The sequence below is a fragment of the Pantoea sp. GM_Pan_3 genome (genome assembly GCF_026541045.1).
GTDB lineage: Bacteria > Pseudomonadota > Gammaproteobacteria > Enterobacterales > Enterobacteriaceae > Pantoea > Pantoea anthophila.
The window spans coordinates 226,765-239,224 of the sequence record NZ_JALNVA010000007.1; the positions used below are offsets into that span (position 1 = coordinate 226,765).

Annotated in this window: 11 protein-coding genes; 8 read left to right on the forward strand and 3 right to left on the reverse strand. The window is 58.2% G+C overall.

Going from position 1 to position 12,460, the window contains the following annotated elements; genetic code table 11:
* The first annotated feature begins 190 nt into the window (after positions 1 to 190).
* A complete protein-coding gene (kup, locus tag OXR04_RS18930) occupies positions 191 to 2,059 on the forward strand; it encodes a low affinity potassium transporter Kup (RefSeq protein ID WP_009088184.1) in 1,869 nt (622 codons plus the stop codon).
* A gap of 15 nt (positions 2,060 to 2,074) precedes the next feature.
* Here the strand turns inward: kup and qseC are convergent, their stop codons facing one another.
* Together qseC and qseB are read right to left on the reverse strand one after the other, a co-directional pair.
* Positions 2,075 to 3,430 (reverse strand): quorum sensing histidine kinase QseC, encoded by a 1,356-nt coding sequence (gene qseC, locus OXR04_RS18935; RefSeq protein ID WP_140029589.1) that lies wholly within the window; start codon positions 3,428 to 3,430, stop codon positions 2,075 to 2,077.
* A complete protein-coding gene (qseB, locus tag OXR04_RS18940; protein ID WP_009088182.1) occupies positions 3,418 to 4,089 on the reverse strand; it encodes a quorum sensing response regulator transcription factor QseB in 672 nt (223 codons plus the stop codon). The genes qseC and qseB overlap by 13 nt, the downstream gene beginning before the upstream one ends.
* A 162-nt stretch (positions 4,090 to 4,251) precedes the next feature.
* Here qseB and OXR04_RS18945 point away from each other — a divergent pair, with 162 nt between their 5' ends.
* From OXR04_RS18945 to rbsR, 7 genes are all read left to right on the forward strand, one after another.
* Positions 4,252 to 4,659: a NirD/YgiW/YdeI family stress tolerance protein gene (locus OXR04_RS18945; RefSeq protein ID WP_009088181.1), complete on the forward strand. Its 408-nt coding sequence runs from the start codon at positions 4,252 to 4,254 to the stop codon at positions 4,657 to 4,659.
* Between the two features lie 294 nt (positions 4,660 to 4,953).
* Positions 4,954 to 5,373, forward strand: coding sequence for a D-ribose pyranase (gene rbsD / locus OXR04_RS18950; RefSeq protein ID WP_140029588.1), 420 nt, complete (start codon positions 4,954 to 4,956; stop codon positions 5,371 to 5,373).
* Between the two features lie 7 nt (positions 5,374 to 5,380).
* Positions 5,381 to 6,889, forward strand: coding sequence for a ribose ABC transporter ATP-binding protein RbsA (gene rbsA / locus OXR04_RS18955; protein ID WP_058957198.1), 1,509 nt, complete (start codon positions 5,381 to 5,383; stop codon positions 6,887 to 6,889).
* Entirely contained in the window at positions 6,886 to 7,857 is a 972-nt protein-coding gene (gene rbsC, locus OXR04_RS18960) for a ribose ABC transporter permease (RefSeq protein WP_009088178.1), read from the forward strand. Before rbsA ends, rbsC begins: the two co-directional genes overlap by 4 nt.
* Positions 7,858 to 7,882: 25 nt before the next feature.
* The gene (gene rbsB / locus OXR04_RS18965) at positions 7,883 to 8,758 is read left to right on the forward strand and encodes a ribose ABC transporter substrate-binding protein RbsB (RefSeq protein ID WP_009088177.1); all 876 of its coding nucleotides are present in this window, start codon (positions 7,883 to 7,885) and stop codon (positions 8,756 to 8,758) included.
* Between the two features lie 62 nt (positions 8,759 to 8,820).
* Entirely contained in the window at positions 8,821 to 9,750 is a 930-nt protein-coding gene (gene rbsK, locus OXR04_RS18970; protein ID WP_058957199.1) for a ribokinase, read from the forward strand.
* A gap of 13 nt (positions 9,751 to 9,763) precedes the next feature.
* Positions 9,764 to 10,747, forward strand: coding sequence for a ribose operon transcriptional repressor RbsR (rbsR, locus tag OXR04_RS18975; protein WP_033736110.1), 984 nt, complete (start codon positions 9,764 to 9,766; stop codon positions 10,745 to 10,747).
* On the opposite strand, the gene mdtD is transcribed toward rbsR, so the two are convergent.
* On the reverse strand, positions 10,744 to 12,144 hold the full coding sequence (mdtD, locus tag OXR04_RS18980; protein WP_058957200.1) for a multidrug transporter subunit MdtD: 1,401 nt from the start codon (positions 12,142 to 12,144) through the stop codon (positions 10,744 to 10,746). The two genes, rbsR and mdtD, sit on opposite strands and share 4 nt — an antisense overlap.
* Between the last annotated feature and the right edge of the window lie 316 nt (positions 12,145 to 12,460).

Consider the following 12,460-nt stretch of genomic DNA (forward strand, 5'->3'; position numbering starts at 1 on the left):
TTTGTATCAGAAGGTTTGCCTGCTATCACGCGGTATCCACTGACATTTTACCGCCTGAAGCGCCCCCGTTATCCGGCGAGCAAGGCGAAGCGGGTATAGGAATTTTCACCAATACGTGCATACTGTGCGCTTTTTGATGGCCTGAGCGAGGGGTGTTTGCGCCTCTCAGACTCCAACAAAAGATAACTCTATGAGCTCAGATAATAAGCAGTCCCTTCCCGGATTAACGCTGGCCGCGATTGGTGTTGTTTACGGGGATATCGGCACCAGTCCGCTCTACACCCTGCGTGAATGTCTCTCCGGACAGTTTGGTTTCGGCGTTGAACGGGAAGCGGTGTTTGGCTTTCTGTCGCTGATTTTCTGGCTGCTGGTGCTGGTGGTCTCACTCAAATATATCAGTTATGTGATGCGCGCCGACAACGCCGGAGAGGGCGGTATTCTGACCCTGATGTCGCTGGCGGGCCGCCACACTGGTGCGCGCGCCACGGCGGTGCTGGTGATCATGGGACTGATTGGCGGCAGCTTCTTCTACGGGGAGGTGGTGATCACTCCGGCCATTTCGGTGATGTCCGCGATTGAGGGCCTGGAGATTGCCGCGCCGTCACTGGATCCTTTTATTGTGCCGATGTCGATTGCGGTACTGACGCTGCTGTTTGTGATTCAGAAACATGGCACCGGTATGGTGGGCAAACTGTTCGCGCCCGTGATGCTGATCTGGTTCCTGGTGCTGGCGGTTCTGGGGGCCTGCGGCATCATGAAAAACCCGGAAGTGCTGCACGCACTCAATCCTGCCTATGCCATTGAGTTCTTCCTGCACTACAAGTCGGTCTCGTTCTTCGCGCTGGGCGCCGTCGTGCTGGCGATTACCGGCGTGGAGGCACTCTATGCGGATATGGGCCACTTCGGCAAAGTGCCGATCCGGCTGGCCTGGTTCTCGGTGGTGCTGCCGTCGCTGGTGCTGAACTATTTTGGTCAGGGCGCGCTGCTGCTCAGCGATCCGAAAGCGATTAAAAACCCCTTCTTCCTGCTGGCCCCGGACTGGGCGCTGATCCCGATGCTGATTCTGGCGACGCTGGCCACCGTTATCGCCTCACAGGCGGTTATCTCTGGCGTCTTCTCGCTGACGCGTCAGGCGGTGCGACTGGGCTATCTGCCTGGGATGCGTATCATCCACACCTCTGAGCGCGAGTCGGGTCAGATCTATATTCCGGCCATCAACTGGGTGCTCTATTTCGCCGTGCTGATTGTGATTATCAGCTTTGAGCATTCGAGTAACCTGGCGGCGGCCTACGGTATCGCCGTGACCGGCACCATGGTCCTGACCTCGATCCTCGTCTGCACCGTGGCCATTAAAAACTGGCACTGGCAAAAGCTGGCCGTCGGCCTCATCCTGGTGCTGCTGCTCTTTATCGACGTGCCGCTGTTTACCGCCAACCTGGTGAAAATCTTCTCCGGTGGCTGGCTGCCACTCTGCCTCGGTCTGGTGATGTTTATCATTATGACGACGTGGAAAAGCGAGCGTTTCCGCCTGCTGCGTCGCATGCATGAGCACGGTAACTCCCTGGAGGCGATGATCGCCTCGCTGGAGAAATCGCCGCCGGTTCGCGTGCCGGGCACCGCGGTCTATATGTCGCGTGCGCTGAATGTGATTCCGTTCGCCATGCTGCATAACCTCAAGCACAACAAGGTATTGCATGAGCGCGTGGTGCTGCTGACGCTGAGAACGGAAGATGCGCCCTACGTTCACAACGTGCGGCGTGTGACGATTGAGCAGCTCTCACCGACCTTCTGGCGGGTGGTCGCCAGTTACGGCTGGCGTGAAACGCCTAACGTTGAGGAGATTTTCCATCGCTGCGGGCTGGAAGGGCTGAACTGCCGCATGATGGAGACGTCGTTCTTTATGTCGCACGAGTCGCTGATCATCGGCAAACGCCCCTGGTATCTGCGCCTGCGCGGCAAACTCTTCCTGGCGCTGCAGCGCAACGCACTGCGCGCACCCGACCAGTTCGAGATCCCGCCAAACCGGGTTATCGAGCTGGGCACCCAGGTCGAGATTTGACGGGTCGCGCCCGCCTTACGGGGTGGGCGCAGACCAGCGCAGCGTGACGCACAGGCCGCTGCCGGGACGCTGGCTGAAGCTCACCTGCATCCCGTGCAGCTGGGCAATATTACGCACAATCGAGAGTCCCAGTCCGCTGCCACTCTTCTCCTGACCGGGCGGTCGCCAGAAACGTTCACCAAGACGCTGGCGGTCGGCTTCACTCAATCCCTCGCCGTTATCCTCCACCGCCAGGCTGTTCGCCTGTAACCGCACATCAACTTCACTGCCTGCTGGCGTATAACGAATGGCGTTATCCAGCAGATTACGCACCAGCAGTGACAGCAGCAGCGCATGCCCCTGAATCTGCGGATCGGCGTCGGCATGCAGCCGCAGCGTCACGCCCGCTTTATCCGCCAGCGGCAGCTGGGCGGCCAGCGTCTCCTGAACCGTGCGCTTCAGCGCCACCGGCCCGAAGGCACTGCGCGCATCGTCAGCTTCCACCCGCGAGAGCGTCAGCAGCTGATCCACCAGCCGCGTGGCGCGCAGGATCCCGGCATCCAGCTGCTGCAGCGCATGGGTGCGCATCACCTCATCATCCGCCGTCAGCTGAATGACCTCACTTTGCACCTGCAGTGCAGCCAGCGGACTGCGCAGCTCGTGCGCCGCATCGGCGGTAAAGCGCCGTTCGCGCTGCATCATGGCACTGATGCGGCGGAAGAGGCCATTCAGCGCCACCATCAGCGGCTGGACCTCTTTCGGCACCCGCCCGGCCTGCAGCGGCGTATCATCATCGGGCGCGCGCTGCGCCAGCTGCTTCGCCAGCCTCTTCAGCGGGCGCAGTTCAGACCAGACCAGCCCCATCAGCAGCAGCAACATAAACGGCAGCGCGATCAACCAGGGCAGCACGCTCGCTTTCATCACGTCCTGCGTCATGTCATCCCGGTATTCCAGCTCCTGGCCGACCACCACACGAAACTGCTTGTCGGGAGTGGTGAGCCAGACAAACCGCCAGCGGTCATCATCATTCGTGAGCTGACCTTCATGGAATCCCTGAGACGCTGCATCGAACGGCAGATAGCGACCATTATCTCCATCGTTCATCACCTGCCTGCCGTCATGCGTGAAGACGGCAAACGCCAGGGCGTCGTCATCCTGTTCGCCGCGATGGTGGCGCAGGATCGCTTTGGTTTTTGGCAGCGTGGTGTTCTCCAGCGTCGAAAAATCCAGTGTCAGCAGACGCTTTGCCAGCAGCATCTGCTGGGTATCGAAGAGTTCATCCAGGGTTTCACGCGTCTGATGCCAGGCACTGAGGCTGGCGCTGACCCAGCAGAGAGCGACCAGCAGTACAAAACCGATGCCAAGCCGCAGAAACAGGCTCATTGATCGCATTCGGCGGCCCCCAGGGTATAGCCGACGCCGTGCAGCGTGCGGATGAACTGACTGCCCAGCTTTTTACGCAGATGATGGATATGCACCTCCACCGCATTGCTGGAGACATCGGCATCCCAGCTGTAGAGTTTCTCCTCCAGCTGGCTGCGCGTCAGCACCCGGCCGGGGTTTCGCATAAACAGCTCCAGCAGCGCCAGCTCCCGGCTTTTCAGCGCAATGGTTTCCCCCTCACGCATCACGCTGTGACCGCCGGGGATCAGCACCACATTGCCGTGACGAAGTTCAGGCTGAAGCTGGCCGTGCCGGCGGCGAATCAACGCCTGCAGGCGCGCGGCCACCTCGGTCAGGGCAAAAGGTTTACACAGATAGTCATCGGCGCCCTGCTGCAGCCCTTCGACCCGCTGGTCGAGTGCATCGCGCGCGGTCAGGATTAACACCGGAACATCTTTGCCCTGCTGCCGCCACTGTCGCAGAATATCGAGCCCGTCGCGTTCGGGCAGAGAGAGATCCAGAATCACCGCATCCCAGGGGGCCGCGTCCAGCGCGTTAAAGCCCGCCTCACCGGAGGTAAACCAGTCAACGCTGAAGCCCAGCCTGCTCAGCCCTGCCTTAATACCGTCACCAATTAAGCGATCGTCTTCAATCAGTAAAATACGCATGATGTCTCCCTGTTCCGATAGCGTTTTATACGAAGCCCCCTCCTGCTTGTACAGCTGATTCCGGCAAATATCGTCTATTTTTAATGCTTAAGAAGCTGTTAAGAACTCTGTGGTCAACTGGGCCTGTTCCACCCGGACCGACCACTAAAAAAGGGGTACACCATGAAAAAGCACGCTGCTATTCTGACCGTCGTTATGCTGGCTTCCGCGCCGGTTTTTGCTGCACAGCAGGGCGGATTTGTTGATCCCAGTGCGCCCGCCGCACAGACGAAGGCTGCCGCTGGCCAGGGCGGTTTTCGTGCCGACCAGACCAGTGTGGTGACGGTGAAGCAGGCGGAAGAGATGAAAGATGACAGCTGGATCACCGTGCGCGGCAAGCTGGAGAAACAGATCGGCGATGAAGATTATCTGTTCCGCGACCAGACCGGCACGATGAAAGTCGAAATCGACCACAAGCACTGGAACGGCCAGACCATCTCACCGAAAGACAATGTTGAGCTGACGGGTGAGCTGGATAAAGATTTCAACAGCATTGAGATGGACGTCAAACAGGTTAAGAAACTGCCTTAATCTCTTTTTTCAGGCCCGCGCCTCTCCTGGCGCGGGACGCTTTCCTCCTCTGTCCATCTCCTCTCTGTCTGGTGCTGAACCCTTGCTGCCCCTTTTTTCCGGCGTTAAGTTTGCCAGCCGCCTGAGACTGCCTTCACGATCCTTTTTTCAGCCCCTCTCCTGCCCTAATTCAAATTCTCGCCCGCGTAAGCGAAACGTTTCGATAGCGATCACAGATTTCTTCTTTGCCGGTTGAGTTGATGGCGGCATTTCATACACTCCTGTCAGCGAAACGTTTCGCTGTGGAGTGAAAAGATGAAAAAAGGTCGCCTGTTAAACGCTGAACTCTCTCATGTGATTGCCCGCCTGGGACACACGGATACGCTGACGATTGCGGATGCTGGCCTGCCGATTCCGGCCGGTCCGCAGCGTATTGATCTGGCGCTCACGCCGGGTACGCCCGATTTTATGCAGGTGGTGAATGCGGTTGCCCTGGAGATGCAGGTAGAAAGCGCCCTGATGGCGGAGGAGATTCAGCAGCACAATCCCTCTCTTCACCGTGCGCTGATTGCCGCACTCGAAGCCCTGCAGCAGCAGCAGGGGAACGTCATCACCATCCGCTACCTCTCGCATGAACAGTTCAAACAACACACGCAGCGTAGCCAGGCGGTCATTCGCAGCGGGGAGTGCTCTCCGTTTGCCAATGTCATCCTCAGCGCCGGTGTGACCTTCTGAGGCCGCTATGCAACCTTTACTGCAACTCGACGGCATTGAAAAATCCTTTCCGGGGGTGAAAGCCCTTAAGGGTGCCTCGCTGAATGTCCGCGCAGGTCGCGTAATGGCGCTGGTCGGAGAGAACGGCGCAGGCAAGTCCACCATGATGAAAGTCCTGACCGGGATCTACCAGTATGATGCCGGTACGCTGCGCTGGCTCGGCAAAGAGACCCGCTTCAGTGGGCCGAAAGCGTCGCAGGAAGCGGGCATTGGCATCATCCATCAGGAACTGAACCTGATCCCGCAGTTAACCGTGGCGGAGAACATTTTTCTTGGTCGCGAATATGTCAGCCGGTTTGGCCGCATTCAATGGCAACGCATGTATGCCGAAGCCGACGCGCTGCTCAAACGCCTCAATCTGCGCTTCAGCAGCCACAAGCTGGTGGGCGAGCTGTCGATTGGCGATCAGCAAATGGTCGAAATCGCCAAAGTGCTGAGCTTTGAATCGCAGGTGATCATCATGGATGAGCCGACCGACGCGCTGACCGACACCGAAACGCTGTCGCTGTTCCGGGTGATCAATGAGCTGAAAGCGCAGGGCTGCGGCATCGTCTACATCTCGCATCGCATGAAAGAGATCTTTGAGATCTGCGATGACGTTACGGTGTTCCGCGACGGGCAGTTTATTGCGGAGCGTCCGGTCAGCGCGCTGACCGAAGAGAGCCTGATCGAGATGATGGTCGGGCGCAAACTGGAAGATCAATATCCCCGTCTGGATCAGGCGCCCGGCGACGTGCGCCTGAAAGTGGAAAACGTCAGCGGACCGGGCGTGGATAAGGTCAGCTTCAGCCTGCGCAAAGGCGAAATTCTGGGTATCTCCGGCCTGATGGGCGCGGGCCGTACCGAACTGATGAAGGTGCTTTACGGCGCGCTGCCGCGCCACGAAGGCAAGCTGTGGCTCAGCGGCCGCGAAGTGGTAACGCGTTCGCCCCAGGATGGGCTGGCTAACGGCATCGTCTATATCTCCGAGGATCGTAAGCGCGACGGCCTGGTGCTGGGCATGTCGGTAAAAGAGAACATGTCGCTGACGGCGTTACGTTATTTCAGTCGCGGCAGCGGGTCACTGAAGCACGCGGCAGAGCAGCTGGCGGTCGGCGATTTTATCCGGCTGTTCAATGTGAAAACGCCCTCAATGGAGCAGCCGATTGGCCTGCTTTCCGGGGGTAACCAGCAGAAAGTGGCGATTGCCCGCGGACTGATGACCCGGCCCAACGTACTGATTCTGGACGAACCGACCCGCGGTGTGGATGTCGGCGCGAAGAAAGAGATCTATCAACTGATTAACCAGTTCAAGGCCGAAGGGCTGAGCATCATCCTCGTTTCCTCGGAAATGCCGGAAGTGCTGGGCATGAGCGACCGGATTCTGGTGATGCATGAAGGCCGTATCAGCGGCGAATTTTCCCGGGAAGACGCCACTCAGGAACGTCTGATGGCCGCCGCCGTAGGCAAGCAACACAGCGAGGATTTAGTGGTATGACAACCCAAACGTTACCTGCCAGCCGCCGCTGGTTTAGCAAAAGCTGGTTACTGGAGCAGAAGTCGCTGATTGCGCTGATGGTGCTGATCGCCGTGGTCGCCAGTCAGAGTCCGAACTTCTTTACTGTCGCGAACCTGTTCAACATCCTGCAGCAGACCTCGGTGAATGCCATTATGGCGGTCGGGATGACGCTGGTGATCCTGACTTCCGGTATCGACCTCTCTGTGGGATCGCTGCTGGCACTGACAGGTGCGGTAGGCGCGTCGCTGGTGGGTATGGAGGTCAATGCCCTGGTGGCGGTGGCGGCCTCGCTGGCGCTGGGGGCGGCAATCGGTGCCCTGACCGGCACCATCGTGGCGCGCGGCAGGGTACAGGCGTTTATTGCCACGCTGGTCATGATGCTGCTGTTACGCGGCGTTACCATGGTCTATACCGACGGCAGCCCGATTAACACCGGATTCAGCGCCAATGCCGATTTGCTGGGCTGGTTTGGTATTGGTCGCCCGCTGGGTGTGCCTGCACCGGTCTGGCTGATGGCGCTGGTCTTTATCGCCGCCTGGTACATGCTGCAGCATACCCGCCTGGGCCGTTATATCTATGCGCTGGGCGGTAACGAAGCGGCTACCCGTCTCTCCGGCATCAATGTAAATCGCGTCAAAATCATCGTCTATTCACTGAGTGGCATGCTGGCGGCGCTGGCGGGCACGATTGAAGTGGCCCGTCTCTCTTCGGCACAACCTACTGCGGGCACCGGCTATGAGCTGGATGCGATTGCCGCGGTGGTGCTGGGTGGCACCAGTCTGGCGGGCGGTAAAGGGCGTATTTTCGGCACGCTGATCGGTGCGCTGATCCTCGGCTTCCTGAACAACGGCCTGAACCTGATGGGCGTCTCTTCTTACTACCAGATGATCGTTAAAGCGGTAGTCATCCTGCTGGCGGTGCTGGTGGATAATAAAAGCAGTAAATAACTCTGACCTTACACAGGATAATAAGATGAAAAAGTTAACCGCACTGGCCATCATCCTTGGCGCAACCCTTAGTACCAGCGCCATGGCAAAAGAGACCATCGCTCTGGTGGTTTCGACCCTGAATAACCCCTTCTTTGTTTCGCTGAAAGAGGGTGCGCAGAAAGAAGCCGATAAGCTGGGCTACAACCTGGTGGTGCTGGATTCACAAAACAATCCGGCGAAAGAGCTGGCAAACGTGCAGGATCTGACGGTGCGCGGCACTAAACTGCTGCTGATCAACCCTACCGACTCGGATGCTGTAGGCAATGCCGTGAAGATGGCTAATCAGGCGAACATCCCGGTCATCACACTGGATCGCGTCGCGTCACAGGGCAAAGTTGTCAGCCATGTCGCCTCCGATAACCGGTTCGGCGGTAAAATGGCCGGTGACTTCATCGCCAAAAAAGTCGGTGAAAACGCGAAAATTATTGAGCTGCAGGGCATTGCCGGGACCTCCGCGGCCCGTGAACGTGGCGAAGGTTTCAAACAGGCTGCCGATGCGCATAAGTTCCAGATCCTCGCCAGCCAGCCCGCTGACTTTGACCGCACCAAAGGGCTGAACGTTATGCAGAACCTGCTGCAGGCCCACCCGGATGTGCAGGCCGTCTTCGCGCAGAACGATGAAATGGCTCTGGGTGCTCTGCGCGCGCTGCAGACCGCCGGTAAAACCGGTGTGATCGTGGTCGGTTTTGACGGCACGGCGGATGGCGTGAAAGCGGTAGAAAGTGGCAAACTGTCCGCGACCGTGGCACAGATGCCGGACAAAATTGGCATGATCGGCGTGGATACCGCTGATAAAGTGCTGAAGGGTGAAAAAGTGCAGGCGATCAATCCGGTCGACCTGAAGCTGGTCACTCAATAACTCAAAGAAAAGCAGGGCACCGCGCCACCCTTCCGGTGGCGCACTTATTCCGGACTCCCCTAATGAGCAAAAACGCAAAACTGGCCGTTCTTGGCAGCATTAACGCTGACCACATCCTTAATCTGGCGCACTTTCCTCGTCCCGGTGAAACGGTGATCGGGCAGAATTATCAGATTGCGTTTGGCGGTAAAGGTGCGAATCAGGCGGTTGCCGCCGGTCGCGCAGGAGCCGATATCGCCTTTATCGCCTGTGTGGGCGCTGACGACATGGGTGAACGGATTCGTCAGCAGCTGGCGCAGGACAATATTGATACCACCCCGGTTGAAGTGGTTGCGGGTGAGTCCACCGGCGTGGCGATGATTTTCGTTAACGGTGACGGCGAAAACAGTATCGGTATCTACGCCGGTGCCAACGCGGCGTTAACGCCTGCCTGTGTGGCGCGTCATCAGCCGGTCATCGCTGCAGCCGATGCGCTTCTTATGCAGCTGGAGTCACCGCTGGAGAGCGTTCTGGCCGCGGCCACGTTTGCCCGACAGCATCAGACTCAGGTGATTCTCAATCCGGCCCCGGCCACCCCGCTCTCTGACGACCTGCTGGCGCTGGTCGACATTATTACGCCGAATGAGACTGAAGCGGAGAGCCTGACCGGCATCGCCGTCAACAGCGATGAAGATGCTGCCCGCGCCGCGGCAGTGTTACATGCAAAGGGCATCGGCACGGTGTTGATTACGCTGGGGCGCCGCGGCGTCTGGCTGAGCGAACAGGGTGAGGGCCAGCGCATTGCAGGCTTCAGCGTGAAGGCGATCGATACTATCGCGGCGGGCGATACCTTTAATGGTGCGTTTATTACCGCACGACTGGAGCAGAAGCCGATCTATGAGGCCGTACGATTTGCCCACGCCGCCGCCGCGATTGCCGTGACCCGCTCGGGTGCGCAGCCCTCCGTGCCGTGGCGCGCGGAGATCGATGAATTTTTGCAGCAGCAGGGCTAAGCGCTTGAGTACCATGAAAGATGTCGCTCGCCTGGCGGGCGTCTCTACCTCCACCGTCTCGCACGTCATCAACAACAATCGCTTTGTCAGTGAAGGCGTGCGGGAAAAAGTCGAGCAGGCGATACGTCATCTGAATTACGCCCCCTCGGCACTGGCGCGCAGTCTGAAGATCAACCAGACCCACACGATAGGCATGCTGCTGACCACCAGTAGTAACCCGTTCTATGCGGAGGTGGTGCGGGGCGTCGAAGAGAGCTGCTATCAGCGTGGCTACAGCCTGATCCTCTGTAACACCGCCGGGGATGAGGAGCGGATGAACCGCAGCCTTGAGACGCTGATGCAAAAGCGCGTCGATGGCTTACTGATTATGTGCACCGAAAGTCACCTCCCTTCCGCAGACATTCTGAATCGCTATCCCTCTATCCCGGCCGTCATGATGGACTGGGCGCCATTTGAAGGGCGTGGTGACATTATTCAGGATAACGCCCTGCTGGGAGGCGAACTGGCAACTCAGCATCTTATCGACAGCGGCTATACCCGCATCGCCTGCATCGCCGGCCCGCAGGATAAGACCCCGGCCCGCATGCGTCTGCAGGGGTATCGCAACGCCATGACAAAAAGCGGCCTTGAGATTCTGCCGGGCTACGTGGTGAGCGGTGACTTTGAATTTCAGGGCGGTTACAACGGGATGGTTGAGCTGCTGGCACTGGACACGCCACCGGATGCGGTGTTCACCAGCAACGACGCCATGGCGGTCGGCGTTTACCATGCGCTCTATCAGGCGGGACTGCAGGTTCCACAGCAGATGGCGGTCATGGGCTATGACGATATCGAACTGGCGCGTTATCTTTCTCCGCCACTGAGTACCGTTCATCAGCCAAAAGATGCCCTGGGCGAACTGGCGATAGACACCTTAATCCATCGTCTCAGCGATCCCGACGCCAGCCAGCAGACGCTGGTGCTGACGCCGGAACTCGTGGTGCGTGGGTCGGCTTAAGACTTTTTCTTCCTGTCGCGATTGGTGATCAGATTACGTCCATCCCCGTTTTTCAGCAGCATAAAGGTCAGCCCGGAGAAGACGGTTATCACGCCCATGGTCAGAAACGTGGCGTGAAACTGTGAAATGGTGCTGGTTTCAAACTCCTGATAGAAGCGCAGTACCGCGGCGCTGACGGCCACACCAAAACTGATCGCTAACTGCTGCGTCACGGCCAGCACGCTGTTGCCGCCGCTGGCGTTGTCATCATCCAGATCGGCCAGCGTGATCGTATTCATGGCAGTGAACTGTGTCGACATGGCCATGCCGAGAATAAACAGCGGCAGTAACAGCACAATAATGCTCTCAGCAGGCGACTGCAGGGAGAAGCTGGCGATCAGAATGCCAATGATGGCGGTAATGCCGACCAGCAGGCGGCGGTATCCCAGCCAGCGCAGCAACTGGGTCACCGTGGATTTCGCCAGGATAGAGCCTATCGCGGTGGGAGCCATCATGCAGCCTGCGATAATCGCTGAATAGCCAAAACCGACCTGCAACATCAGTGGCATTAAAAAGGGCACGCAGCCCGTGCCAAGACGTGACGCGATGTTGCCACCGATGCCGACTGAGAAGGTGCGGGTTTTAAACATCGGCAGGCTGATCAGCGGTGAAGGGTGACGCCGGGCATGCACTATATAGAGGAGCAACAGCACAATCCCGCCCAGTAATATCCCGCCCGCCAGCCAGGCTGAGACAATCCGCTCGCCAAACAGCTCAATACCGATTGAGATCATCACCAGTCCGGCCCCGAATAATAAGAAGCCTGCAAAGTCGAAGCGGCGCTTGGGCGTGGTGAAGTCCGGCATATATTTGCGTGCAAAGACAATACCGAGAATGCCTATCGGGATGTTGATCAGGAAAATCCAGTGCCAGGTGGCGTAGGTGACCAGAACGCCGCCCAGCATCGGTCCCAGTATCGGACCCACTAATCCTGGCATGGTGACAAAGTTGAGCACCGGCAGCAGCTCACTGCGCGGATAGGCACGCAACAGCGCCAGCCGGGCAACCGGCATCATCATGGCGCCACCGACGCCCTGCACGATGCGTGACATAACCAGCACCGACAGCGTAGGCGAAAGCGCACAGGCCAGTGAGCCAAGGGTAAACAGTGACACGGCAACGATAAACACCTTACGCGTGCCGAAACGATCGGCAAGCCAGCCGCTGACCGGAATCAACATAGCAACAGTCAGGGTGTAGCTGATAACGGCGGATTGCATGGCCAGGGGAGAACGATCGAGGCTGGAGGCGATGGCGGGCAGTGCAGTATTCAGTATGGTGGCGTCGAGTGACTGCATGAAAAAGGCCATGGCAGCTATCCATGGCAAACCGGCCATGCTGCGCGCGGATCTTATCATTGAGTGTCCTTCTGGGGTTATCCTGCGACAAGAAGCAAAATAATAGCACCCGCAATCCGCCACGGCAGGTCTCTTTACAACGTTTAATGGCGGTTTTTGTGCGTTATTCAGGCATGAAACGTCTGTTTTTAACCCGTTCGTTTAAAAAAGATGCGCTCAGCAAATTAATTCAAAGAAACACTTGTCAGCCCGCGGAAACTCCCTATAATGCGCCTCCATCGACACGGCACACCGGCAACGGGAAACGGGTTGAAGGTTCAGGAGACTGAGCCGCCGGAGAAAAACTTCTGAAAAAGAGGTTGACTCTGAAGGAGGG